The sequence below is a fragment of the Pseudoxanthomonas koreensis genome, assembly GCF_041890415.1.
GTDB classification, from domain to species: domain Bacteria; phylum Pseudomonadota; class Gammaproteobacteria; order Xanthomonadales; family Xanthomonadaceae; genus Pseudoxanthomonas; species Pseudoxanthomonas koreensis_A.
In genome coordinates this window covers 164068-186124 of record NZ_CP169056.1, presented here as the reverse complement: position 1 = coordinate 186124, position 22057 = coordinate 164068, and the positions used below count along the sequence as shown (strand labels likewise).

Genomic DNA, 22057 nt, shown 5'->3' with positions numbered 1-22057 from the left:
GCCGTCGATGCCATGCCCCGGACAATCTGTCCCATCGTGGAGTGCCCGCCGCGCGCCTATACTGGCGTGGGAGACCTGCCCAGCGCACGCCGTGGCACGCGGCCTCGTCCCATGCCCCGGGCATGGCGACGGCCAGTGTCGTGGGTACCCCGAAATTTCCGGTCGCGCATTGATCCGGATCAATGCCCGAATTGCGCCATCCGGGGGAAGATTCCCCCGTTCACATTGAGGGACGGACCGCATGCACAGCGTGCACGGGACTTACAACGACAAGGTGGTCCACCAGTTTGCGGTGGCCACGGTGTTCTGGGGCATCGTCGGCATGGCCGTGGGCGTGTTCATCGCCGCCCAGCTGTACTGGCCGGTGCTCAATTTCGACACCGCCTGGCTCAGCTACGGCCGCCTGCGCCCGCTGCACACCAACGGGGTGATCTTCGCCTTCGGCGGCTCGGTGCTGTTTGCCACCTCGTTGTACGTGGTCCAGCGCACCTGCCACGTGCGCCTGATCTCCGACCGCCTGGCCGCGTTCGTGTTCTGGGGCTGGCAGGCGGCCATGGTCGGCGCGGTCATCACCCTGCCGCTGGGCTTCACCCAGGGCAAGGAGTACGCCGAGCTGGAGTGGCCGCTGGATATCCTGATCGCGGTGGTCTGGGTCGCCTATGGCTGGCTGTTCTTCGGCACCCTGGTCAAGCGCCGGGTCAAGCACATCTACGTGGCCAACTGGTTCTACGGCGCCTATGTGATCGCCGTGGGCCTGTTGCACATCGTCAACAACCTGGCCATCCCGGCCGGGCTGTGGAAGTCCTACCCGATCTACAGCGGCGCAGTCGATGCGATGGCGCAGTGGTGGTACGGGCACAACGCGGTGGCGTTCCTGCTGACCGTGGGCTACCTGGCGATGATGTACTACTTCGTGCCCAAGCAGGCGCAGCGGCCGATCTACTCCTACCGGCTGTCGATCGTGCACTTCTGGGCGCTGATCTCCATCTACATGTGGGCCGGCCCGCACCACCTGCACTACACCGCGCTGCCGGACTGGGCGCAGTCGGTGGGCATGGTGTTCTCGGTGATCCTGCTGGCGCCGTCGTGGGGCGGCGCGATGAACGGCATCCTCACCCTGTCGGGGGTGTGGCACAAGCTGCGCACCGACCCGATCCTCAAGTTCCTGATCGTGGCCATCAGCTTCTACATGATCGCCACCTTCGAAGGCCCGCTGCTGTCGATCAAGACGGTCAACTCGCTGAGCCACTACACCGACTGGACCGTGGGCCACGTCCACGCCGGCACCCTGGGCTGGGTGGCGATGATCTCCATCGGCTCGCTGTATTCGCTGTATCCGCGCCTGCTGGGCCTGCCGGGCATGTATTCCACCCGGCTGATCGACGTGCACTTCTGGATGCACACCCTGGGCGTGGTGTTCTACATCGTGTCGATGTGGATCGCCGGCATCACCCAGGGCCTGATGTGGCGCGCCACCAACGCCGACGGCACCCTGACCTACAGCTTCGTCGAGTCGCTGATCGCCACCTACCCGTACTACATGGGCCGCCTGCTGGGCGGGGTGCTGATCACCGCCGGCATGGTGTTGATGGGCTGGCACATGTGGCGCACCCGGCAGATGGCCGGCAACCCGGCCGCGCAGCCGGTGCTGCCGCCGCACGCCGCCGAGGCACAGGGCTGAGGACGAGCAATGGCAATCGGACACGAGAAGATCGAGAAGAACGTCGGCGTGCTGGCCGTGCTGATCGCCGTGGCGATCTCGCTGGGCGGCCTGGCCGAGATCATCCCGCTGATGCGCCAGGCAGAGGCCATCGAGCCGACACCGGGGGTGGAGCCGTACCCGGCGCTGGAACTGGCCGGCCGCGACGTCTACATCCGCGAGGGCTGCTACGGCTGCCACTCGCAGATGGTGCGCACCCTGCGCTTCGAGACCGAGCGCTACGGCCATTATTCGCTGGCCGGCGAATCGGTCTATGACCGCCCGTTCCAGTGGGGCTCCAAGCGCACCGGGCCGGACCTGGCGCGGGTGGGTGGCCGCTACTCCGACGACTGGCACCGCGTGCACCTGATCGACCCGCGCGCCGTGGTGCCCGAGTCGAACATGCCCGCATTCCCGTGGCTGGCCAGCACCGGCGTGGACGGCGCAACGATGACCCGTCGGATGAAGGCGCTGCAGCGGCTGGGCGACCCGTATACCGACGAGCAGATCGCCGCCGCGGCCGCGGACGTGGCCGGCAAGACCGAGCTTGATGCGGTGGTGGCCTACCTGCAGGGCCTGGGCCGGCACGCGCCGAAGGGGAACTGACAGATGATGTCCGGAATCGTGACCTTGCTGCTGTTGCTGTTGTTCGTCGGGGTGTGGGCCTGGGCGTGGCTGCCGCGCAACCGCGCCGGTTTCGACGAGGCCGCGCGCCTGGCGCTGGATGATTCCCAAACCGGGGAGGACCGCCCATGAGCACCGGATGGTCGTGGTACGTCATCGCCCTGCTGGTCCTGAACCTGGGTGGCTGCACCTGGCTGCTGTGGTGGACCGCCAAGCGCCGCCCGGGCGATCCCAAGCCCGAGGACACCAGCCACTACTGGGACGGCGACATCACCGAGTACAACAAGCCGATGCCGCGCTGGTGGATCATCGGCTTCTACATCTCGCTGGTCTTCGGCGCCGTCTACCTGGCCTGGTACGGCGGGCTTGGCAGCTATCCGGGGCTGGGCAAGTGGAGTTCGGCCGGCGAGCATGACCGCGCCAAGGCCGTGGCCGATGCGCGCCTGGAGGAAACCTTCTCCGCGTTCAGCGGGCGCGAGCTGCCGGACCTGGCAGGCGACCCGCGCGCGCTGGCGCTGGGCCGCTCGATCTTCGCCAACACCTGCGCCACCTGCCACGGGTCTTCGGGCCAGGGCGCGATCGGCTATCCCAACCTCACCGACGCCATCTGGCACTGGGGCGGCGCCCCGGAGCAGATCCTGGATTCGGTGCTGGACGGCCGCGAAGGCGTGATGCCCGAATGGGGCACCGTGCTGACCGGCATGGGCGGCCCCGAGGCGGTGGACTACACGATCGCCTACATGCGTACCCTGTCGGCGCCGGACACGCTGCAGAACAACTTCGGCGCCGCCCAGGGCAAGAAGCTGTACGAGGGCGTGTGCGTGGCCTGCCACGGCATCGACGGCAAAGGCAATGCCGCCATCGGCGCGCCCGACCTGACCGACGACTACTGGATGTACGGCAGCAGCCGCGAGAGCCTGCGCAAGACCATCATGGAGGGGCGCCACGGGGTGATGCCCGCGCACCGCGACCTGCTCGGCGAGACCCGGGCGCGGCTGGTGGCCGCCTACGTGTGGTCGCTGTCAAACAGCGATACCGCGGACGACTGAGCAACCATGAGCGTCCCCGACTTCGATCATGCGCCCCGACCGCTGGTTCAGCGGATCGGGGCGATCCTGTGGCCCAGCTTCTTCGCCGCAGGCGTGGCGACGATGGTGTTCTTCGCCTTCGTCGATCCCACCGAGCTGGAGCGGATCACCTTTCCGCACGTGGAACTCAGCCGCGGCGTCGGCTACACCATCGGCTTTTTCACCTTCTGGCTGGCGACCGCGTCGTCCAGCCTTTTCACCTGGATCCTGCTGCGACCGTCGAGCCGCTTCAACGGACCCAGGCGCTAGTACAAGGCGGGTTGCAAGTTGAGCAAGTCCATCGACATCGAAGTGGTCGACACGGGCGGCGATTCGCTCTATGTCAGCGAGCGCAAGGTCTATCCGCGCGATGTTTCCGGCCGCTTCGACCGGCTGCGCAAGGCGGCGGTGTTCTGGCTGCTTGGCATGTACTACCTGTTCCCGTGGCTGAGCTGGGACGGGCGCCAGGCGGTGCTGTTCGACCTGCCGGCGCGCAAGTTCCACGTGTTCGGGCTGACCTTCTGGCCGCAGGACTTCAGCCTGCTGGCGCTGCTGCTGGTGATCCTGGCGCTGACCCTGTTCTTCGTCACCGCGCTGGCCGGCCGCCTGTGGTGCGGCTATGCCTGCCCGCAGACGGTATGGACCGAAGTGTTCCTGTGGATGGAGCGCTGGACCGAAGGCGACCGGGCCAAGCGGATGAAGCTCGATGCCGGCCCGTGGACCGGCCAGAAGATCCTGCGCAAGGGCTCCAAGCACTTCCTGTGGATCGTGTTCTCGCTGTGGACCGGGTTCACCTTCGTCGGTTTCTTCACTCCCATCGTCAGCCTGGGCGAACGCATCGTGCCGTACGCATGGAATGGCTGGGAGCTGTTCTGGGTGCTGTTCTATGCCGGCGCCACCCTGGGCAACGCCGGCTTCCTGCGCGAGCAGGTGTGCAAGTACATGTGCCCCTACGCGCGCTTCCAGAGCGCGATGTTCGACCGCGACACCCTGATCATCGCCTACGACCCGATGCGCGGCGAGCCGCGCGGGCCGCGCAAGCGTGGCCTGGGCAGCGTGCTGGAACGGGCACGCGGCCTGCTGGACGTGCGCGCCGCCTACGACTACGTGTTCCGCGCCAGCCACCACCCCAGCGCCGCCGCCAGCCGGCTCCAGGCCGGCGGCACCATCACCCTGGGCGACATCGGCGCGCAGGTCGAGCCGCTGCCCAGGTTCGAGCCGGAGCAGTTGGGCGACTGCGTGGACTGCACCATGTGCGTGCAGGTGTGCCCGGTCGGCATCGACATCCGCAACGGCCTGCAGTACGAGTGCATCGCCTGCGGCGCCTGCATCGACGCCTGCGACGACGTGATGGACAAGGTCGGCTACCCGCAGGGACTGATCCGCTACACCACCCAGAACGCGATGGAAGGCGGCCGTACCCGCGTGCTGCGCCCGCGCATCCTGATCTATGCAGTGCTGCTGGTCGCGTTGATGGCCGGCTGGGCATGGGGCGTGGGCAACCGCAGCCCGCTGATCGCCGATGTGCTGCGCGACCGCAACGCCCTGTACCGGGTGCAGGCCGACAGCGTCGACAACGGCTACACACTGAAGCTGGCAAACAAGACCGAGCGCGACATGGTCTACGTGGTGCGGGTGGAATCCCCCACCGCCGGCCTGGTCCTGCGCGGCGGCGAGCGCGAGGTCGTGGCTGGCGCCGGGCAGGTGGTCGCCGAGGGCCTGGATGTCACCGCGCCGGCCGACATCCGCGGCCGCCACGAATTGCGCTTCGTGGTCGAATCCCGCGACGGCACGGCGCACGCCCGGGTGGACACCACCTTCTTCGGCCCGATGTGAGGCAGATCCGATGACCGACGACCGCAGTCCGCAGACCGCCAGCTCGCCATGGCGCCAGCCGATCATCTGGCTGGTGATCGCGCTGGTGGCCGCATCGGTGACCGGCGGGGTGATCATGGTGACCGTGGCCAGCCGCGACGGCCCGGTGGACGCGGTGGCCTACCAGGTGCAGCGCACCGGCCAGGTGCAGCAGTCCGACCTGGGGCCGGATGCGCGCGCCGGTGAGCTGGGATTGAGCGCGGTGGTGCGGGTGGACCAGGAGGCCGGCGCAGTGGAAGTGTTGCCGGTGACCGGCCGCTTCGAGCGCGCCGCACCGCTGCAGTTGCGCCTGCACCATCCGCTGCGCGCGGCCGAAGACCGGGTGCTGGACCTGCAGCCGGTGGCCACCGGCTGGCGCGCGGCGGCGACCCTGGACCCTGGCCACGACTGGCTGATGCAGTTGGGCCCGGCCGATGCCAACTGGCGCCTGCGCGGGCGCCTGCCCCGCGGCCAGCTGGCCGCGCGCGTGGACCCTGCCCTGGATGGCGGCGACCCGGCGCCCGACGCACCCGCGCCCTGAACACCATGGACGTGACGGCCGCCTGTCACCACTGCGGCGAGCCCCTGCCACGCACCCCTGCCCACGCCGAGCTGGACGGTGAGCGCCGCGCCTTCTGCTGCAGTGGCTGCGCCGCGGCGGCGCAGTGGATCGCCCAGAACCGGCTGCAGGATTACTACCGCCTGCGCAGCGAGCCGGCGATGCGGGTCGGCGAGGATCTGCCCGAGATGGCGCTGTGGGACCGCGAGGACCTGCTCGCCGGGCATACCCGCCAGGTCGAGGGCGGGCGCGAAATCACCGTGCTCACCGATGGCATGCGCTGCGCCGCCTGCGCCTGGCTGATCGACCGCGCGGTGGGGCGCGAACCGGGCGTGGGCGAGATCAGCGCCAACGCCATCACCGGCCGCATCCGGATCGTGTGGGATCCGGCGCAGGTGGCATTGTCGCGGCTGCTGCGGCGGCTGGCCTCGCTCGGCTACCGGCCCTACCTGGCCACTGGCGAAGCGCGCGAGCGTGCACGCCGCCGCGAGCGCAACCGCGCCCTGGTCCGCGTGGGCATTGCCGGCATCGGCTCGATGCAGGCGATGATGTTCGCCGAGGCGCTGTACCTGGATTTCAACAACACCATGCCGGTGCCCACCCGCGACTTCTTCCGCTGGATCACCTTCCTGGTGTCCACCCCGGTGGTGTTCTGGGCCGGCTGGCCGTTCATCGCCGGCGCGCTGCGCGAACTGCGCCACCTGCGCCTGGGCATGGACACCCTGGTCGCCGGCTCCACCCTGCTGGCGTGGCTGGCCAGCGTGTGGGGCACCGTGGTCGGTGCCGAGCACGTGTGGTACGACGCGGCGGTGATGTTCGTGTTCCTGTTGCTGGTGGCGCGCCAGCTGGAACAGCGCGCGCGCGGCATCGCCAGCGCCCAGGTCGATGCGCTGGCACGCGCACGGCCCGCGTTCGCCACCCGTGAGCGCGCCGATGGCAGCCGCGAGCCGGTGCCACTGGCGCTGCTGGCGCCCGGAGACGTGGCCTGGGTGGCGGTGGGCGAGCCGGTGCCGGGCGACGGCATCCTGCTCGATGCCGATGCCCGTTTCGAGGAAGCGCTGCTCACCGGCGAATCGACGGCGGTGGCCAAGCGCGCGGGCGATACCGTGTATGCAGGTACCGCCTGCCGCGAGCATCCGGCCCGCATCCGCGTGGTGCGGGTGGGCGATGACACCCGCCTGGCCGAACTGGCGCGCCTGGTCGAACTGGCGCAATCGCAGCGACCGCCATTGGCGCGCAGCGCCGAGAAGATCGCCAGCGGCTTTGTGGCCGGGCTGCTGCTGGCCGCACTGGCGGTGTACGCATGGTGGAGGGTGCACGATCCCTCGCGCGCATTCGAAGTGGTGCTCGCGCTGCTGGTGATCAGTTGCCCGTGTGCGCTGTCGCTGGCGGTACCGGCGGCGATGGCCGCCGCCCATGGCGCCCTGGCCCGGCTCGGCGTCCTGGCGGTACGGCCCGGCGCGCTGGATCGGCTGGCCGAGGCCACCGACATCGTGTTCGACAAGACCGGCACCCTGGGCGATGGCCAGCCGCGATTGCGGGCGGTGGACCGATGCCGCGGGCTGGATCAGGCGCAGGCACTGCGCATTGCCGCTGCGCTGGAGCGTGACAGCCGCCATCCGCTGGCGGCCGCGTTTGCCGACGTGGCCGACCCGCCGCTGGCGCGGAACGTGCGTGCGGTGGCCGGACGCGGCATCGAGGGCGAGGTCGAGGGCGTGCATTACCGGCTCGGCCAGGCCGGTTACGCCGACGGCACCGAGGACGACGGCGCCCTGTGGCTGGCCGGCGATGACGGCAGCGCGGCGCGCTTTGCGGTCGCCGAGGGCGAACGCGCCGATGCCGCCGGCGCCATCGCCCGCCTGCGCGAACAAGGCCTGCGCCTGCACCTGTCCAGCGGCGATGCGGCGCGCAATGTGGATGCCTTCGGCACGCGCCTGGGCATCACCGAGGTGCATGCGCGGCAGTCGCCGCAGGACAAGCTGGATTACGCACGCGCGCTGCAGCAGCAGGGACGGATCGTGGCGATGGTCGGCGATGGCCTCAACGATGCGCCGGTGCTGGCCGGTGCCGACGTCTCCATCGCCATGGGCGAGGGCGCCTCGCTGGCGCACCGCGCCGCCGACCTGGTCACCACCGGTGGCAGCCTGCTGCGGATTCCCGCCGCGGTCGCGCTGGCGCGCAACGCCCGCCGCATCGTCCGCCAGAACCTGGCCTGGGCGGTGGGCTACAACGTGCTGGCATTGCCGCTGGCCGCCGCCGGCCTGGTCACGCCGTGGCTGGCGGCCCTGGGCATGGCCCTGTCCTCGCTGGCGGTGACCCTCAACGCCTTGCGGCTGGCGCGGCCACGCCCGGAGCCGGCCACCGTTGCCGCCACCCGGCCGCTGCCGATCGAGGCGACACGATGAACATCCTGCTGCTGCTCATCCCGATCAGCCTGTTGATGCTGGGCGCAGCGGTTGGCGCATTCGTGTGGGCGGTCCGGCGCGGCCAGTTCGACGACCTGGATACTCCCGCGCTGGACATCCTGGACGACCACGACCGCCCCGCCCCGCCGCGTGCACGCAGCGCGCACGACCCGGCAGCGCACGCTCCCGCGCCACATGCTCTCTCGCCGCACGATCCGGCAGCGCCCGACCGGGCACCGCAGCCACCGCACGAGGGCTGATGCACATGCCGGTCGACCTGCCGACCCTGCTCGCTGCACTGGTCGCCGGCCTGCTCGGCGGCCTGCATTGCGCAGTGATGTGCGGCGGCATCGCCACCGGCTTCCCGGCAATGGCGCCGGGGCGGCCGCTGGCGGTGGCCTGGCAGGCCAACCTCGGCCGGATCGGAGGCTACGTGCTTGCCGGCACCCTGGCCGGCGGCCTTGGTGGCGGCGTGCTGCGCCTGGCGCGCACCGATGCACTGGCCGTGGGCGTGCGCATGGCCGCAGGCGTCGCCCTGGTGCTGGTTGCATTGCGCCTGCTCGACCGCCGTGGCCGCCTCGGCTTCCTGGCCCGGCCCGGTGCCCGGGCGTGGCAATGGATGCGCCCCCTGCACCGGCATCTGCTGCCGGCCGACCGTGCCTGGCGGCGGATCGCCCTGGGCGCGCTGTGGGGCTGGATGCCGTGCGGCCTGAGCCTGAGCCTGCTCACCGTGGCCTGGCTGCAGGCCAGCGCCGGCGGTGGCGCCCTGGTGATGGCTGCGTTCGGCGCCGGCACCCTGCCGATGATGCTGCCGCTGACCTGGTCCGGCGCGCGCCTGGGCGGCTGGCTGCAGCGCCCGCGCCTGCGCATGGCCATGGCCTGCATCGTGCTGGGCGCCGGCCTGCTGACCATCGCCGCACCGTGGCTGATGCAGGTGCCGGCACTGCACGGCCCGCTTGCAGCACTGGGCTGCCGGCCTTACGCCGGCTGAGGGCGCACGCAGTTGCGGCCATCGGCCTTGGCCTGGTACAGCGCCTCGTCGGCGGCCCCGCTCCAGGCCTCGATGCTGTCCATGCCCGGCGCCAGCTCGGCCACGCCGATGCTCAGGGTCACCGGCACGCCGCCCACGACAACCCGCTCGGCCACCGCCTGGCGCAGCCGCTCGGCCACTTCCAGCGCCGCCTGGCGGTCGGTGCCGGGCAGCAGTGCGCCGAACTCGTCGCCGCCGTAGCGCCCGGCCGAATCCACTCCACGCAAACTGGCATGCAGCAGCGCCGAGACGTCACGGATCACCTGGTCGCCGGCGAGGTGTCCGTGGGTGTCGTTGATCCGCTTGAACTGGTCGATGTCGATCATCAGCAACGAAGACACCGCCCCGTAGCGCTGGAAGCGCTGCAACTGCGCGGCCACCAGCGCCAGCCACTGCGGGCGGGTGGCCAGGCCGGTCTCGGCATCGATCCGCGACACCTGCTCCAGGATCCGCTTCTGCGTGCGCACCTTCTCGGAGAACATCCGCGCCGCCACGCCCATGGCCATCAGGTACAGCACCAGGAACGGCAGGCACCACAGCATCGTGGCAAAGCGGGTGTGCGGCTGGAAGGCAAAGCCGTTGAACGCGGAGGTCACCAGGGCCACGCCCGCCATCACCGCCATCGAGCGCAGCGCCAGCGACAGGCCGCCAACGACGGTGCGATCCATGGCCATCACCGCGACCAGCAGTGCCGAGGGCAGCAGGTCGAACTGCGCCATCGCCATCCAGAACCCGGCCAGCCCGGTGTCGACGCTCAGGTTGCGGAACTCGGCCCGCCGCGGATCGGAAGAGGTGGATGACAGCCGCCAGGCCAGCAGCGGCCAGGCCAGGCAACTGGAGACCAGCAGCAGCAGCCAGGTTGCCGAGGCACCCTGGCCATGCATCGCCGAAGCCACGCCCAGCACGCCGGTGTAGAAGCCCAGCGCGCGCATGGCACAGGTGTACCGCACGAACAGCGCGATCCCGGAATGCGTGCTGGGCTGATCATGCATGTCGGCAGTCACGGGTCGGGGTGCGGTCCGGACGCGGGATCATGCCACCGCGTGGCGGACGGATACGAAGAAGCCCGGCATGACGGCCGGGCTTCTTGAAAATGGCAGCCCCGGAAGGATTCGAACCTCCGAATGCCTGAGTCAGAGTCAGGTGCCTTACCGCTTGGCGACGGGGCTGTAGACGGCGGATTATAGGGCCGCCTGCCGGTGAATGCACGCCGACGGGGACAGCCACGACGGGCCGCCAGGGCCCGCCTTCCGCAGGCCGCCTCCGCGAAGGAGACGGCCACTCCGGCGCATCAGCGCTTGGAGAACTGGGTGGCGCGGCGGGCCTTGTGCAGGCCGACCTTCTTGCGCTCGACCTCGCGGGCATCGCGGGTCATGAAGCCGGCCTTGCGCAGGTCGCTCTTGAGCGACTCGTCGTACTCGACCAGCGCGCGGGCGATGCCCAGGCGGATCGCACCGGCCTGGCCGGTGGTGCCGCCGCCGATGGCGGTGACGACGATGTCGAACTTGTCCGTGCTCTGGGTCAGCTCCAGCGGCTGGCGCACGATCATGCGCGCGGTCTCGCGGCCGAAGAACTGGTCCAGCGGAAGACCGTTGACGGTGATGGTGCCGCTGCCCTTGCGCAGGAACACGCGGGCAGTGGAGGACTTGCGACGGCCGGTGCCGTAATTCTGAGTGATAGCCATCGTTGTGCCTTAGATGTCCAGCGGCTTCGGCTGCTGCGCCGAATGCGGGTGTTCGGAACCGGAGTAGACCTTGAGCTTGCGGTACATGGCCCGGCCCAGCGGGCCCTTGGGCAGCATGCCCTTGACCGCGATCTCGATCACGCGCTCCGGGTGGCGCTCCAGCGCCTGGGCGAGGGTTTCGCTCTTCAGGTTGCCGATGTAGCCGGTGAAGCGGTAGTACATCTTGTCCTGCAGCTTGTTGCCGGTCACCGTGATCTTGTCGGCATTGACCACGACCATGTAGTCGCCGGTGTCGACGTGCGGGGTATAGACGGGCTTGTGCTTGCCGCGGAGGCGGTGGGCAAGTTCGGCGGCCAGGCGGCCGAGGGTCTTGCCGGTGGCGTCGACGAGGTACCAGTCGCGCTGGACGGTCTCGTTCTTGGCGATGAAGGTCTTCATTTGAACTCGGGCGGTTGGTCGGGCGGATTCCGGCACCGGATTGCCCGGTCGGAACTTTGCCTCGCGTTGTGAAGGGTGCAACACAGAAACGGGATCATAGCCGGCCCCCGCCAGCGACGCAACTGCCCAGCTGGCCGCCGCCTGCCGTGGGCGCGGCGCGGCAGGGGGATGGCGGGCGCCAGGGGCCGGTTTGGCAAACCGGCGCCAGCGGCCGACAATCCGGTCATCCCTCCATCGCGGCCCGCTTCCATGTCTGCCGTCTCCCGCCACCTGTCCCCGCTCGACCGCATCCTTGTCGAGGCCCAGCGCGCGCTGGAAACCACCCTGGGCGATCCACCCGCGCAGCGCCCCTGCCCGGCGCAAGCGGACGACCCGGTGCTGCCGCGGGCGGACCGGCGCCATGCCGCCGGCCTGATGCGGATCAACCACGTCGGCGAGGTTTGCGCGCAGGGCCTGTATTTCGGCCAGGCCGCGGTGGCCCGCGACCCGGCCACCCGCGCCCACCTGCTCGATGCCGCGCAGGAGGAAACCGACCACCTGGCCTGGTGCGCGCAGCGCCTGCGCGAGCTGGACAGCCGCCCCAGCCTGTTCAACCCGCTGTGGTACGCCGGCAGTTATGCCATCGGCACCCTGGCCGGCCTGCGCGGCGATGGCTGGAACCTGGGGTTCGTGGTGGAAACCGAACGCCAGGTCGAGGCCCACCTGGACGAGCACCTGCAGTCGTTGCCAGCCGATGACCTGCGCAGCCGCGAGATCATCCGGGTGATGAAGGACGACGAAGCGCGCCACGCCGACCACGCCGAGCAGGCCGGTGCACGGGTCCTGCCGCCGCCGATTCCGCAGGCGATGGCGCTGGCCTCGAAATTGATGAAGCTGGTGGCCTACCGGACCTGAACGACGGGAGCGGTCGCCGGCAAGACCGGCTCCTACACGGTGCCGCATCCCTCCGTGTCTGGGCGACCTGCGCGTGGAGTGGCGGCGTCGATGTGGCGGTACGCGTCATCCGCTCCAGCGGGAAGGCCGTACGGGCCGCTCAGGCCGGCGCGGCCAGCTTCAGCCCGACCACACCAGCCACGATCAGGCCGATGCATGCGATGCGCATGGGCGAGGCGCTTTCCCCCAGCACCAGCATGCCCACCACCGCCACGCCGCACGCGCCGATCCCGGTCCACACCGCGTAGGCGGTGCCCACCGGGATGCTGCGCAGGGCCTGGGTCAGCAGGTACAGGCTGGCGGCGGCGGCCAGCGCGGTGGCGACGCTGGGCCACAAGCGGGTGAAGCCCTGGGTGTGCTTCAGGCCCAGGGCGAAGCCGATCTCGAGGATGCCGGCCAGCAACAGATAGATCCATGCCATGTGGTTGTTCTCCTGATACGTGTCCGGAACCCGCGCAAAAGCAGACGGCGGGCCGGAACTGGGTTCCGGACCGCCGTCGGTCCTGATGCATGCGCGCGGCATGGGCGGGTCGTCCCGGCCTGCTGGATGTGGCGCCATTATCGCCATCGCCGGCCCAACGCGGTGTAACCGGCGACCCCACGCCTCACCGCACCCGGTCGGCAACGCGGCCCGTATCCGGCACGCGGCAGATGGCCAGACAAAAAACCCCCGCGGCCTTGCGGACGCGGGGACATGTGCGGGCCACGGCGCACCGCGCCGCCGGCTCAGATCACCAGGTTGCGGCCGTGGAACAGTTCCTCGATCTCGCGCTTGAGCAGCGCCTCGATGCGCATGCGCTCCTTGAACGAAAGGTTGCGCGCCTTTTCCTCGAACAGGTAGGTGTCCAGGTCGAACTCCTTCACATGCATCTTGGTGTGGAAGATGTTCTCCTGGTACACGTTGACGTCGATCATCTCGTAGCGCGAACGGATGTTCTTGGCCATGTAGTCCTGGATCGAGTTGATCTTGTGGTCGATGTAGTGCTTCTTGCCCTTGATGTCGCGGGTGAAGCCACGCACGCGGTAGTCCATCACCACGATGTCCGACTCGAAGCTCTCGATCAGGTAGTTCAGCGCCTTCAGCGGCGAGATCACGCCGCAGGTGGCCACGTCGATGTCGGCGCGGAAGGTGGCGATGCCGTTCTGCGGGTGCGTCTCCGGGTAGGTGTGCACCGTGATGTGGCTCTTGTCCAGGTGCGCGACCACCGCGTCGGAGATGACTTCCTTGCCGGCCGCCTTCTTGTCGATCACCGGCTCCTCGGAGATGAGGATGGTCACCGAGGCACCCTGCGGGTCGTAGTCCTGGCGGGCCACGTTCAGGATGTTGGCGCCGATGATCTGGGCCACGTCGGTCAGGATCTGGGTCAGGCGATCGGCGTTGTACGCCTCATCGATGTACTCGATGTAGCGTTGGCGCTCGTCCTCGGAGACCGCGTAGCAGACGTCGTAGATGTTGAAGCTCAGCGCCTTGGTGAGGTTGTTGAAGCCTTGCAGCCTCAGGCGCGGCAGTGGTTTGACCACGGCGGTCGTGTCCCTGGCGGGTGGGGAAACGCGGCATTATGGGGCAAACCCGCTGACGAAGGTATGCCCCGGGCGGGCGGATGTTTGCCCGGCGGCCCGCATGCGGCTACCCTTCGGCATCGCCACCCCCAACTCCATGAACGCCAGGAAACCCGCCCACGTGTCCCCCGTGCGTTTCGCCAGCAGCCCGTTGTCGCTGGACCAGGCCGCCACCGAGCGTTTCCTGGCCCACTGCCAGCGTCGCCGCTATCCCAACCGCACCGACGTCTTCCGCCCGGGCGACCCTGCTGGCACGCTCTATTACGTGGCCGCCGGCTCGGTCAGCATCATCGCCGAGGAAGAAGACGGCCGCGAGCTGGTGCTGGGCTACTACGGCGCCGGCGAATTCGTCGGCGAGATGGGCCTGTTCATTGAATCGGACAGCCGCGAAGTCATCCTGCGTACCCGCAGCGCCTGCGAACTGGCCGAAATCGGCTATGAGCGGCTGCAGCAGCTGATGCTGGGCCCGCTGGCCGCCGACGCGCCGCGCCTGCTCTATTCCATCGGCGTGCAGCTCTCGCGCCGGTTGCTGACCACCAGCCGCAAGGCCAGCCGCCTGGCCTTCCTGGACGTGACCGACCGGATCGTGCGCACCCTGCACGACCTGGCCCAGGAACCGGACGCCATGAGCCACCCGCAAGGCACCCAGTTGCGGGTCTCGCGCCAGGAGCTGGCGCGCCTGGTCGGTTGCTCGCGCGAAATGGCCGGCCGCGTGCTGAAGAAGCTGCAGGCCGAAGGCCAGCTGCATGCGCGTGGCAAGACCGTCGTCGTGTACGGCACGCGATGAACGCCGCGGGCTGATGCATCCCGCCCCTCGTCCCACGTCCGTCGTCCGCCGGGCGGCTTGACCCTGCCCCGGATATCCCGTCGATGGAGTTTGGTGAAACCTTTTTCTGGTTCGTCCTGATCGGGCTCTGTGCGCAGCTCGTGGACGGTGCGCTCGGCATGGCCTACGGGCTGGTGTCCTCGTCGGTAATGCTGGGCATGGGCCTGCCACCGGCCCAGGTCAGCGCCAGCATCCATGCCGCCGAGGTGTTCACCACCGGCGCATCCGGCGCCTCGCACCTGGCCATGGGCAACGTGGACAAGCGCCTGTTCCTGCGCCTGGCCATCCCCGGATCCATTGGCGGCATCATCGGCGCCTACGTGCTGACCCAGATCCCGGGCGACGTGATCCGCCCGTTCGTCTATGCCTACCTGCTGGTGCTGGCGGTGCTGATCCTGGTGCGCGCGTTCGGGCGCATGGTGCCGCGGCGCGAAGTGCGCCGGGTGCCGGTGCTGGGCTTCTTCGCCGGCATGCTCGACGCCAGCGGCGGCGGCGGCTGGGGTCCGCTGGCCACCTCCACCCTGCTGGCCGGCGGCGGCCAGGCACGCACCGTGATCGGCTCGGTCAACGCGGCCGAGTTCGTGGTCACCGTGGCGGTGTCGATCACCTTCCTGCTGTCGATCGGCCTGCAGCACCTGCAGATCGTGGCCGGCCTGCTGGTGGGCGGCATGATTGCCGCGCCGGTGGCCGCGGTGCTGGTCAAGCGCGTGCGCGAGAAGTGGGTGCTGATCGCGGTCGGCGTGCTGGTGCTGTGCATCAGCCTTTACCAGATCGGCTTCGCCCTGCACCGGGCGCTGGGGTAAGGGCCGGCGGCGCGCCACACCCCGCCGCGCCATTGCTACCCGGCGACAGCGTCGCCGCCGCGGTCGCGACAGCCCCAGTTGAGGATCGGCGTGCCCGCCGGCAGCACCCGCCGGAACAGCGCAACCCGCGCATGCTTGGGGTTGACCACCACCGGCCGGCGCGCGGCGTGCAGCAGGGGCAGGTCGGCGGTGCTGTCGGAATAGGCGATGTCGATATCGCCGTAGCCGCGCTCGCGCAGCATGCGCATCTTTTCCTCGTTGTGGCAGTGGCGGGTGGCCACCACCGCGCCCCAGCGCGGGCCCACCGCCGTCCCGATCACCGGCACGTCCTCATGGGCGACGAAACCCAGGATGGCCCGCGCCAGTTCCGGCGGTGCGCCGGTGGCGACCACCACCCGGTCGCCGGCGGCGCGGTGCCCGGCCAGCACCTCCAGCGCGGCCGGCAGCAGCCGGCGGCCGATCTCCTGGCGGTGGGCGGCGACGTAGCGGTCGATCACCCGGTCGAACTCGCGCACCCGGTGGACACCGAAGCTGCCGATCCACACGTAACCGGAAATGCCGCGGCGCCGGGTCGGCAGGAACGCCACCATCGGCCCCAGCAGCGGCGTGGCCAGCAAGGCCACCAGCACCCGCAGCGGGTTGCGCCGGATCAGCCAGGCGAACAGGTGGCTGCCCGAGTCGCCGTCGTAGAGGGTGTGGTCGAAATCGAACACCACCAGCGGCGCGTCGGCACGCGGCGGCGGGTACGCAGCTGCGCTCATGTCTCGAAGAACAGCTGCCGCAGCGCCTCGCCCGGCTCGGGCGCGCGCATGAAGGTTTCGCCCACCAGGAATGCATGCACGCCGGCGGCACGCATCCGTGCCACGTCCGCAGCCACCAGGATGCCGCTCTCGGTGACCAGCAGGCGGTCACGCGGCACCGCGTCCTTCATGCCCAGGGTGACATCCAGGGACACTTCGAAGCTGCGCAGGTTGCGGTTGTTGATGCCCACCAGCGGCACCGGCACCTGGATGGCACGCTCGAGCTCGTCGATGTCGTGCACTTCCACCAGCACGTCCATGCCCAGCTCCAGCGCCAGCCCGGACAGCTCGGCCAGCTGGTCGTCGCCCAGCGCGGCCACGATCAGCAGGATGCAGTCGGCACCGAGCATGCGCGCTTCGTGCACCTGGTAGGGGTCGATGGTGAAGTCCTTGCGCAGCACCGGCAGGGTGCAGGCCGCGCGCGCCTGGCGCAGGTACTCGTCGCTGCCCTGGAAGAAATCCACGTCGGTGAGCACCGACAGGCACGAGGCGCCGCCGAACTGGTAGCCCACCGCGATCTCGCCCGGGCGGAAGTCGGCGCGGATCACGCCCTTGGAGGGGCTGGCCTTCTTGACCTCGGCAATCACCGCCGGGTCGCCCTGGGCGATGGCGGCCTGCAGCGCCGCGGTGAACCCGCGCACCGGCCCGGCATCGCGCGCACGCGCGGCCACGTCGGCCAGCGGCAAGCGCGCGCTGCGCTCGGCAATCTCTTCGGCCTTGCGGGCCAGGATGGTCTGGAGGATGTCGCTCATGGGTCGGTCACGGACGGGCGCGCAGCGGACCGGGCATTCTCGCATGGGCCGACACTGCTGTAGGCGCCTACCGCGAAGGGGTCCCGGACCCGGACGCGCGCTCGACCCTGGCCACCCGCAATTCGTAGTGTTCGTACCAGTGGGCGCGCCCATGCCGGCGCACCTGCGCATGCTCGGCATGCTCGCGCCAGGCGCGGATCGCCGCTTCGCTCTCCCAGTAGGACACGGTGATGCCGAAGCCATCGCCGCCACGGGTGGATTCCACGCCCAGGAAGCCCGGTTGCAGGCGCGCCAGCTCGAGCATGCGCGTGGCCGCTTCGGCGTAGCCGGCATCGTCCCCGTCCTTGCGCGTGGAGCTGAAGATCACCGCGTAGTACGGCGGCGCCGGCAGGGGGGCGAAACCGTCGCCGCTCATGCCGTGGCGGTGCCGGCCAGGGCACGGGTCAGGGCCACGAAGGCCTGCAGGCGCGCGCGTGCGGCGCCGTCGTCGATGGCCATGCGTGCACGTTCGATGCCGCTGCCGATGTCCTCCACCACCCCGGCCACGTACAGCGCGGCGGCAGCATTGAGGGTGACGATGTCGCGGGCCGGACCGGGGGCGCCATCAAGCACGCCCAGCAGCATGGCGCGCGATTGCGCGGCATCGACCACCTTGAGGTTGCGGCTGGCCGACATGGCGATGCCGAAGTCCTCGGGATGGATCTCGTATTCGTGCACCGCGCCGTCGCGCAGTTCGCCCACCAGGGTGGCCGCGCCCAGCGATATCTCGTCCATGCCGTCGCGACCCCAGACCACCAGCGCGCGCTCGGCGCCAAGCTCGTGCAGCACGCGCGCCTGGATGCCCACCAGGTCGGGGTGGAACACGCCCATCAGGATGTTCGGCGCGCCGGCCGGGTTGGTCAGCGGCCCGAGGATGTTGAAGATGGTGCGCACGCCCATCTCGCGCCGCACCGGGGCCACGGCCTTCATCGCCGGGTGATGGATCGGCGCGAACATGAAGCCGATGCCGGTCTGTTCGATCGCCTCGGCCACCTGCCCGGGCTGCAACTCGATGCAGGCACCCAGCGCCTCCAGCACGTCGGCGCTGCCGGACTTGGACGAGACGCTGCGGTTGCCGTGCTTGGCCACCCGCGCACCGGCCGCGGCGGCCACGAACATCGAGCAGGTGGAAATGTTGAAGGTGTGCGAGCCGTCGCCGCCGGTGCCGACGATGTCGACCAGGCCGGTGCGGTCGGCCACGTCCACCGTGCGCGAGAACTCGCGCATGACCCGGGCCGCTCCGGCGATCTCGCCGACCGTTTCCTTCTTCACCCGCAACCCGGTGAGGATGGCGGCCGCCATCACCGGCGAGAGCTCGCCGCGCATGATCTGGCGCATCAGGCCGACCATCTCGTCGTGGAAGATCTCGCGGTGCTCGATCGTGCGCTGGAGGGCTTCCTGGGGGGTGATGGTCATGGTGTCGGATCGCATGCGGGAACCCGCCGAGTCTAACGTGCGATGACGCGTTCCTTGTAGGAACCGGTCTTGCCGGCGACCGCCATGGGGAACCTCCGGCCTGCGATCCGCCAGCCATGACGGTCGCCGGCAAGACCGGCTCCTGCACAGCGTGGACGGCCGCTGCAAATGCGAACGCCGGCCACGGGGCCGGCGTTCATTGCATCGCTGCCGGGCGCGCCCGGCGGCAGGATGGCCTAGTGCTTGAGGTTGCGGCGCAGGCGCTCCAGCGCCTGCAACTGGGCGGTGACCTCGGCCAGGCGCTGCTGCGCCTCGGCCACGTCCATCGCCTCGCTGCGGTTGGCCAGCGCCCGCTCGGCCTCGTCCTTGGCTGCGCGCACCGCCGCCTCGTCGATGTCCTCGGCACGGATGGCCGTGTCGGCCAGGATGGTCACCACCTGCGGCTGCACCTCCAGGATGCCGCCGGAAATGGCGAAATCCAGCTGCGAGCCATCGGCCTGGGTCACCACCACCTTGCCCGGCTTCAGGCGGGTGATCAGCGGCGCATGCCGCGGCGCGATGCCCAGTTCGCCCAGCTCGCCGGTGGCCACGACCAGGGTGGCCTCGCCATGGAAGATCTCCTGCTCGGCGCTGACGATGTCGCAACGGATGGTGGTGCTCATGATTGGCTTCTCTTTGTCAGGCGATCTTGCCGGCCTTCTCGACCGCTTCGTCGATGGTGCCGACCATGTAGAACGCCTGCTCCGGCAGGTGGTCGTACTCGCCGTCCACGATGCCCTTGAAGCCGCGGATGGTGTCCTTCAGCGAGACGTACTTGCCCGGCGAGCCGGTGAACACCTCGGCCACGTGGAACGGCTGGCTGAAGAAGCGCTCGATCTTGCGGGCGCGCGACACCGCCAGCTTGTCCTCTTCCGAAAGCTCGTCCATGCCCAGGATCGCGATGATGTCCTTGAGCTCCTTGTACTTCTGCAGCGTGGCCTGGACCCGGCGCGCGGTGTCGTAGTGCTCGTGGCCGATCACGTTGGGATCAAGCTGGCGGCTGGTCGAGTCCAGCGGGTCCACGGCCGGGTAGATGCCGAGCGATGCGATGTTGCGGCTCAGCACCACGGTCGCATCGAGGTGGGCGAAGGTGGTTGCCGGCGACGGGTCGGTCAGGTCGTCCGCAGGCACGTACACGGCCTGGATCGAGGTGATCGAACCGGACTTGGTCGAGGTGATGCGCTCCTGCAGCACGCCCATTTCCTCGGCCAGGGTCGGCTGGTAGCCCACCGCCGACGGCATGCGGCCCAGCAGCGCCGAGACCTCGGTGCCGGCCAGGGTGTAGCGGTAGATGTTGTCCACGAACAGCAGCACGTCCTTGCCCTTGCCGGACGCGTCCTTTTCCTCGCGGAAGTACTCGGCCATGGTCAGGCCGGTCAGGGCCACGCGCAGGCGGTTGCCCGGCGGCTCGTTCATCTGGCCGTAGACCATCGCCACCTTGTCCAGGACGTTGGAGTCCTTCATCTCGTGGTAGAAGTCGTTGCCCTCGCGGGTACGCTCGCCCACGCCGGCGAACACGGACAGGCCGCTGTGCGCCTTGGCGATGTTGTTGATCAGCTCCATCATGTTGACGGTCTTGCCGACGCCGGCACCGCCGAACAGGCCGACCTTGCCGCCCTTGGCGAACGGGCACATCAGGTCGATGACCTTGATGCCGGTCTCCAGCAATTCGGTGGACGAGGACTGGTCCTCGTAGGACGGCGCGGCACGGTGGATCTCCCAGTGCGCCGAGGCCTCGACCGGGCCGGCCTCGTCGATCGGGCGGCCCAGCACGTCCATGATCCGGCCCAGGGTGCCGGCACCGACCGGCACCGAGATCGCGCTGCCGGTGTTGGTGGCGACCAGGTTGCGGCGCAGGCCGTCGGTGGAGCCCAGGGCGATGGTGCGTACCACGCCGTCGCCGAGCTGCTGCTGCACTTCCAGGGTGATGGCGGTGTTGTCGACCTTCAGGGCGTCGTACACCTTCGGCACTTCGGCGCGCGGAAATTCGACGTCGACGACGGCGCCGATGATCTGGACGATCTTGCCTTGAGGAGAGGTGACATTCATCTGGCTACTCGCTTGTCCCAAAGTTCGGATGTTGTGGAAAACCGCCGGGCTTTCCGCAACACCCGCGGAACCTGCGGGCCTTGCAGCCCGCAGGTGGCTTTGCCGCTTACTCGCAGTTGAGCATCGCAGCGGTCTGGGCGAACTGGTCGTTCGCAGCCGCACAGGCGGTGTCCAGGCCGGACTTGTCAGGCAGCGCTTCCCACTGCTCGCGCGCCTGGTCCACGCCCTGCTGGAACGCCGCAGCCGAAGCACCGCCGCCAGTCTTGGCGAAGCAGGCCTTGGCGCGGGTCAGGTACTCCTCGCACGCCGCCGGCAGGCCAGCGCCCACCGAAGTGTCGACAGCCGCGGCGTCGGCACTCTCTTCCACGGCGGCATCGGCCGGCGCAGCCTCGGTGGCATCGGTCGCCGGGGCGACGTCGGCCGCGGGGGCTTCGGCGGACTTGTCACCACAGGCGGTCATCAGCACTGCAAGCAGTGCGACAGTCATCAGCTTGTTCATTGTCATTCCTTGGCTTTCAATAGAAAAAACGGATACTTCGCACGCAGTAGTACTGGTTGCACAGACACCGACCGCGCCGCGGTGCCTCCCTTTTCCGGTCACACGGCAGCAGCACCACCGACAATCTCGGAAATTTCCTGGGTGATGGCCGCCTGCCGCGCCTTGTTGTAGACGAGGTTGAGGGTGCCGATCATCTTGGTTGCGTTGTCGCTGGCGGCCTTCATGGCCACCATGCGCGAGGCGTGTTCGGACGCCACGTTCTCCAGCACCGCCTGGTACACCAGCGACTCGATGTAACGGGTCAGCACGTGCTCCAGCACGCTGCCGGCGTCCGGCTCGTACAGGTAGTCCCACTCGTGGCTGGGCACGCCTTCACCCACGGCCGGCAACGGCAGCAGCTGGTCGAAGGTGACCTTCTGGCTCATGGTGTTGACGAAGTTGTTGTAGACCACGAACACGCGGTCGACCTTGCCTTCGGTGTAGGCGTCGAGCATGACCTTGATCACGCCCACCAGCTGGTCCAGGCGCGGCACGTCGCCGATATGGGAGACGCTGCCGACCATGTTCACCTTGATCCGGCGGAAGTAGGCCTGCGCCTTCTGGCCGATGGTGACCATGTCCACTTCCACACCCTGCTCGTTCCACTGCCGTACTTCGCCCAGCAGCTTGCGGAACAGGTTGTTGTTCAGGCCGCCGGCCAGGCCGCGGTCGGAAGAGATCACGATGTAGCCCACCCGCTCCACGCGCTCGCGCCCGACCAGGAACGGGTGCGGGTAATCGGTGTTGGCCTGGGCCAGGTGGCCGATCACCTGCTTCATCGCGTTCGCGTAGGGGCGCGAGGTGCGCATCCGCTCCTGCGCCTTGCGGATCTTGGAGGCCGACACCATCTCCAGCGCGCGGGTCACCTTGCGGGTGTTCTGCACGCTCTTGATCTTGGTTTTGATTTCCCTGCCGCCTGCCATCTAGCTTGCTCCGCTCGCG

General features: G+C 69.2%; 26 protein-coding genes and 1 tRNA gene. 13 read left to right on the top strand and 14 right to left on the bottom strand.

Annotated features, from left to right (window positions below; translation table 11 throughout):
• Nucleotides 1–241: 241 nt before the first annotated feature.
• Genes ccoN through ACEJ41_RS00835 form a run of 10 tightly spaced genes read left to right on the top strand, consistent with a single transcriptional unit; the run spans nucleotide 242 to nucleotide 9199 of the window.
• On the top strand, nucleotides 242–1681 hold the full coding sequence (ccoN, locus tag ACEJ41_RS00880) for a cytochrome-c oxidase, cbb3-type subunit I (protein ID WP_374012922.1): 1440 nt from the start codon (nucleotides 242–244) through the stop codon (nucleotides 1679–1681).
• 9 nt (nucleotides 1682–1690) lie between these two features.
• Entirely contained in the window at nucleotides 1691–2305 is a 615-nt protein-coding gene (ccoO, locus tag ACEJ41_RS00875; protein WP_374012921.1) for a cytochrome-c oxidase, cbb3-type subunit II, read from the top strand.
• A gap of 3 nt (nucleotides 2306–2308) precedes the next feature.
• Nucleotides 2309–2455, top strand: coding sequence for a cbb3-type cytochrome oxidase subunit 3 (locus tag ACEJ41_RS00870; RefSeq protein ID WP_374012920.1), 147 nt, complete (start codon nucleotides 2309–2311; stop codon nucleotides 2453–2455).
• Nucleotides 2452–3372, top strand: coding sequence for a cytochrome-c oxidase, cbb3-type subunit III (ccoP, locus tag ACEJ41_RS00865; protein ID WP_374012919.1), 921 nt, complete (start codon nucleotides 2452–2454; stop codon nucleotides 3370–3372). The genes ACEJ41_RS00870 and ccoP overlap by 4 nt, the downstream gene beginning before the upstream one ends.
• 6 nt (nucleotides 3373–3378) lie before the next feature.
• Nucleotides 3379–3660 carry a hypothetical protein gene (locus tag ACEJ41_RS00860; RefSeq protein WP_374012918.1) on the top strand — a complete coding sequence of 94 codons (282 nt, stop codon included), beginning with the start codon at nucleotides 3379–3381 and terminating at the stop codon, nucleotides 3658–3660.
• A gap of 18 nt (nucleotides 3661–3678) precedes the next feature.
• Nucleotides 3679–5226, top strand: a complete 1548-nt coding sequence (locus ACEJ41_RS00855; RefSeq protein ID WP_374012917.1) for a 4Fe-4S dicluster domain-containing protein — start codon at nucleotides 3679–3681, stop codon at nucleotides 5224–5226.
• A 10-nt stretch (nucleotides 5227–5236) separates the two neighbouring features.
• Nucleotides 5237–5785: a FixH family protein gene (locus tag ACEJ41_RS00850; RefSeq protein WP_374012916.1), complete on the top strand. Its 549-nt coding sequence runs from the start codon at nucleotides 5237–5239 to the stop codon at nucleotides 5783–5785.
• 5 nt (nucleotides 5786–5790) lie between these two features.
• Nucleotides 5791–8208: a heavy metal translocating P-type ATPase gene (locus ACEJ41_RS00845; protein WP_374012915.1), complete on the top strand. Its 2418-nt coding sequence runs from the start codon at nucleotides 5791–5793 to the stop codon at nucleotides 8206–8208.
• Nucleotides 8205–8468: a cbb3-type cytochrome oxidase assembly protein CcoS gene (ccoS, locus tag ACEJ41_RS00840; RefSeq protein WP_374012914.1), complete on the top strand. Its 264-nt coding sequence runs from the start codon at nucleotides 8205–8207 to the stop codon at nucleotides 8466–8468. The genes ACEJ41_RS00845 and ccoS overlap by 4 nt, the downstream gene beginning before the upstream one ends.
• Complete coding sequence (locus tag ACEJ41_RS00835) at nucleotides 8468–9199, top strand: sulfite exporter TauE/SafE family protein (protein ID WP_374012913.1); 732 nt, start codon at nucleotides 8468–8470, stop codon at nucleotides 9197–9199. Before ccoS ends, ACEJ41_RS00835 begins: the two co-directional genes overlap by 1 nt.
• On the opposite strand, the gene ACEJ41_RS00830 is transcribed toward ACEJ41_RS00835, so the two are convergent.
• The 4 genes from ACEJ41_RS00830 to rplM all read right to left on the bottom strand — a co-directional run bounded on the left by ACEJ41_RS00830 (nucleotide 9187) and on the right by rplM (nucleotide 11360).
• The gene (locus ACEJ41_RS00830) at nucleotides 9187–10230 is read right to left on the bottom strand and encodes a diguanylate cyclase (RefSeq protein ID WP_374012912.1); all 1044 of its coding nucleotides are present in this window, start codon (nucleotides 10228–10230) and stop codon (nucleotides 9187–9189) included. The two genes, ACEJ41_RS00835 and ACEJ41_RS00830, sit on opposite strands and share 13 nt — an antisense overlap.
• A 102-nt stretch (nucleotides 10231–10332) precedes the next feature.
• Nucleotides 10333–10407, bottom strand: a tRNA-Gln gene (locus ACEJ41_RS00825).
• 122 nt (nucleotides 10408–10529) lie between these two features.
• Nucleotides 10530–10922 carry a 30S ribosomal protein S9 gene (gene rpsI / locus ACEJ41_RS00820; RefSeq protein ID WP_374012911.1) on the bottom strand — a complete coding sequence of 131 codons (393 nt, stop codon included), beginning with the start codon at nucleotides 10920–10922 and terminating at the stop codon, nucleotides 10530–10532.
• Between the two features lie 9 nt (nucleotides 10923–10931).
• Nucleotides 10932–11360: a 50S ribosomal protein L13 gene (rplM, locus tag ACEJ41_RS00815; protein WP_374012910.1), complete on the bottom strand. Its 429-nt coding sequence runs from the start codon at nucleotides 11358–11360 to the stop codon at nucleotides 10932–10934.
• Nucleotides 11361–11609: 249 nt separating this feature from the next.
• Between rplM and coq7 the strand changes: the two genes are divergently transcribed.
• Nucleotides 11610–12254 carry a 2-polyprenyl-3-methyl-6-methoxy-1,4-benzoquinone monooxygenase gene (coq7, locus tag ACEJ41_RS00810; RefSeq protein WP_374012909.1) on the top strand — a complete coding sequence of 215 codons (645 nt, stop codon included), beginning with the start codon at nucleotides 11610–11612 and terminating at the stop codon, nucleotides 12252–12254.
• Between the two features lie 139 nt (nucleotides 12255–12393).
• Here the strand turns inward: coq7 and sugE are convergent, their stop codons facing one another.
• On the bottom strand, nucleotides 12394–12714 hold the full coding sequence (gene sugE / locus ACEJ41_RS00805; protein WP_374012908.1) for a quaternary ammonium compound efflux SMR transporter SugE: 321 nt from the start codon (nucleotides 12712–12714) through the stop codon (nucleotides 12394–12396).
• A gap of 305 nt (nucleotides 12715–13019) precedes the next feature.
• Nucleotides 13020–13814: an adenosylmethionine decarboxylase gene (gene speD, locus ACEJ41_RS00800; RefSeq protein ID WP_374012907.1), complete on the bottom strand. Its 795-nt coding sequence runs from the start codon at nucleotides 13812–13814 to the stop codon at nucleotides 13020–13022.
• Nucleotides 13815–13950: 136 nt separating this feature from the next.
• Between speD and crp the strand changes: the two genes are divergently transcribed.
• Both crp and ACEJ41_RS00790 read left to right on the top strand, forming a co-directional pair.
• On the top strand, nucleotides 13951–14640 hold the full coding sequence (crp, locus tag ACEJ41_RS00795; RefSeq protein WP_374014026.1) for a cAMP-activated global transcriptional regulator CRP: 690 nt from the start codon (nucleotides 13951–13953) through the stop codon (nucleotides 14638–14640).
• A gap of 83 nt (nucleotides 14641–14723) precedes the next feature.
• On the top strand, nucleotides 14724–15482 hold the full coding sequence (locus ACEJ41_RS00790) for a sulfite exporter TauE/SafE family protein (RefSeq protein WP_374012906.1): 759 nt from the start codon (nucleotides 14724–14726) through the stop codon (nucleotides 15480–15482).
• 35 nt (nucleotides 15483–15517) lie between these two features.
• Here ACEJ41_RS00790 and ACEJ41_RS00785 read toward each other — a convergent pair whose 3' ends face one another.
• The 8 genes from ACEJ41_RS00785 to atpG all read right to left on the bottom strand — a co-directional run bounded on the left by ACEJ41_RS00785 (nucleotide 15518) and on the right by atpG (nucleotide 22038).
• Entirely contained in the window at nucleotides 15518–16243 is a 726-nt protein-coding gene (locus ACEJ41_RS00785; protein WP_374012905.1) for a haloacid dehalogenase-like hydrolase, read from the bottom strand.
• Entirely contained in the window at nucleotides 16240–17034 is a 795-nt protein-coding gene (trpC, locus tag ACEJ41_RS00780; RefSeq protein ID WP_374012904.1) for an indole-3-glycerol phosphate synthase TrpC, read from the bottom strand. The genes ACEJ41_RS00785 and trpC overlap by 4 nt, the downstream gene beginning before the upstream one ends.
• A 67-nt stretch (nucleotides 17035–17101) precedes the next feature.
• Entirely contained in the window at nucleotides 17102–17449 is a 348-nt protein-coding gene (locus ACEJ41_RS00775; protein ID WP_374012903.1) for an antibiotic biosynthesis monooxygenase, read from the bottom strand.
• Nucleotides 17446–18489, bottom strand: a complete 1044-nt coding sequence (gene trpD / locus ACEJ41_RS00770) for an anthranilate phosphoribosyltransferase (protein WP_374012902.1) — start codon at nucleotides 18487–18489, stop codon at nucleotides 17446–17448. Before trpD ends, ACEJ41_RS00775 begins: the two co-directional genes overlap by 4 nt.
• Nucleotides 18490–18725: 236 nt before the next feature.
• Complete coding sequence (locus ACEJ41_RS00765; RefSeq protein ID WP_374012901.1) at nucleotides 18726–19151, bottom strand: F0F1 ATP synthase subunit epsilon; 426 nt, start codon at nucleotides 19149–19151, stop codon at nucleotides 18726–18728.
• Nucleotides 19152–19167: 16 nt separating this feature from the next.
• On the bottom strand, nucleotides 19168–20577 hold the full coding sequence (gene atpD / locus ACEJ41_RS00760; protein ID WP_374012900.1) for a F0F1 ATP synthase subunit beta: 1410 nt from the start codon (nucleotides 20575–20577) through the stop codon (nucleotides 19168–19170).
• 106 nt (nucleotides 20578–20683) lie between these two features.
• On the bottom strand, nucleotides 20684–21076 hold the full coding sequence (locus ACEJ41_RS00755) for a DUF5339 family protein (RefSeq protein ID WP_374012899.1): 393 nt from the start codon (nucleotides 21074–21076) through the stop codon (nucleotides 20684–20686).
• A 98-nt stretch (nucleotides 21077–21174) separates the two neighbouring features.
• Entirely contained in the window at nucleotides 21175–22038 is an 864-nt protein-coding gene (gene atpG, locus ACEJ41_RS00750; RefSeq protein WP_374012898.1) for a F0F1 ATP synthase subunit gamma, read from the bottom strand.
• Nucleotides 22039–22057: the final 19 nt, after the last annotated feature.

What these genes read in the sequence shown, in the direction of transcription:
- ccoO (WP_374012921.1), top strand. Translation starts at nt 1,691, where the DNA reads ATGGCAATCGGACACGAGAAGATCGAGAAGAACGTCGGCGTGCTGGCC.
- ACEJ41_RS00845 (WP_374012915.1), top strand. Translation starts at nt 5,791, where the DNA reads ATGGACGTGACGGCCGCCTGTCACCACTGCGGCGAGCCCCTGCCACGC.
- ACEJ41_RS00755 (WP_374012899.1), bottom strand. Translation starts at nt 21,076, where the DNA reads ATGAACAAGCTGATGACTGTCGCACTGCTTGCAGTGCTGATGACCGCC.
- ccoP (WP_374012919.1), top strand. Translation starts at nt 2,452, where the DNA reads ATGAGCACCGGATGGTCGTGGTACGTCATCGCCCTGCTGGTCCTGAAC.
- rpsI (WP_374012911.1), bottom strand. Translation starts at nt 10,922, where the DNA reads ATGGCTATCACTCAGAATTACGGCACCGGCCGTCGCAAGTCCTCCACT.
- trpD (WP_374012902.1), bottom strand. Translation starts at nt 18,489, where the DNA reads ATGACCATCACCCCCCAGGAAGCCCTCCAGCGCACGATCGAGCACCGC.
- trpC (WP_374012904.1), bottom strand. Translation starts at nt 17,034, where the DNA reads ATGAGCGACATCCTCCAGACCATCCTGGCCCGCAAGGCCGAAGAGATT.
- ACEJ41_RS00860 (WP_374012918.1), top strand. Translation starts at nt 3,379, where the DNA reads ATGAGCGTCCCCGACTTCGATCATGCGCCCCGACCGCTGGTTCAGCGG.
- ccoS (WP_374012914.1), top strand. Translation starts at nt 8,205, where the DNA reads ATGAACATCCTGCTGCTGCTCATCCCGATCAGCCTGTTGATGCTGGGC.
- rplM (WP_374012910.1), bottom strand. Translation starts at nt 11,360, where the DNA reads ATGAAGACCTTCATCGCCAAGAACGAGACCGTCCAGCGCGACTGGTAC.
- ACEJ41_RS00790 (WP_374012906.1), top strand. Translation starts at nt 14,724, where the DNA reads ATGGAGTTTGGTGAAACCTTTTTCTGGTTCGTCCTGATCGGGCTCTGT.
- ccoN (WP_374012922.1), top strand. Translation starts at nt 242, where the DNA reads ATGCACAGCGTGCACGGGACTTACAACGACAAGGTGGTCCACCAGTTT.
- ACEJ41_RS00835 (WP_374012913.1), top strand. Translation starts at nt 8,468, where the DNA reads ATGCACATGCCGGTCGACCTGCCGACCCTGCTCGCTGCACTGGTCGCC.
- atpD (WP_374012900.1), bottom strand. Translation starts at nt 20,577, where the DNA reads ATGAATGTCACCTCTCCTCAAGGCAAGATCGTCCAGATCATCGGCGCC.
- sugE (WP_374012908.1), bottom strand. Translation starts at nt 12,714, where the DNA reads ATGGCATGGATCTATCTGTTGCTGGCCGGCATCCTCGAGATCGGCTTC.
- coq7 (WP_374012909.1), top strand. Translation starts at nt 11,610, where the DNA reads ATGTCTGCCGTCTCCCGCCACCTGTCCCCGCTCGACCGCATCCTTGTC.
- ACEJ41_RS00775 (WP_374012903.1), bottom strand. Translation starts at nt 17,449, where the DNA reads ATGAGCGGCGACGGTTTCGCCCCCCTGCCGGCGCCGCCGTACTACGCG.
- ACEJ41_RS00765 (WP_374012901.1), bottom strand. Translation starts at nt 19,151, where the DNA reads ATGAGCACCACCATCCGTTGCGACATCGTCAGCGCCGAGCAGGAGATC.
- ACEJ41_RS00870 (WP_374012920.1), top strand. Translation starts at nt 2,309, where the DNA reads ATGATGTCCGGAATCGTGACCTTGCTGCTGTTGCTGTTGTTCGTCGGG.
- ACEJ41_RS00785 (WP_374012905.1), bottom strand. Translation starts at nt 16,243, where the DNA reads ATGAGCGCAGCTGCGTACCCGCCGCCGCGTGCCGACGCGCCGCTGGTG.
- ACEJ41_RS00850 (WP_374012916.1), top strand. Translation starts at nt 5,237, where the DNA reads ATGACCGACGACCGCAGTCCGCAGACCGCCAGCTCGCCATGGCGCCAG.
- ACEJ41_RS00830 (WP_374012912.1), bottom strand. Translation starts at nt 10,230, where the DNA reads ATGCATGATCAGCCCAGCACGCATTCCGGGATCGCGCTGTTCGTGCGG.
- atpG (WP_374012898.1), bottom strand. Translation starts at nt 22,038, where the DNA reads ATGGCAGGCGGCAGGGAAATCAAAACCAAGATCAAGAGCGTGCAGAAC.
- crp (WP_374014026.1), top strand. Translation starts at nt 13,951, where the DNA reads ATGAACGCCAGGAAACCCGCCCACGTGTCCCCCGTGCGTTTCGCCAGC.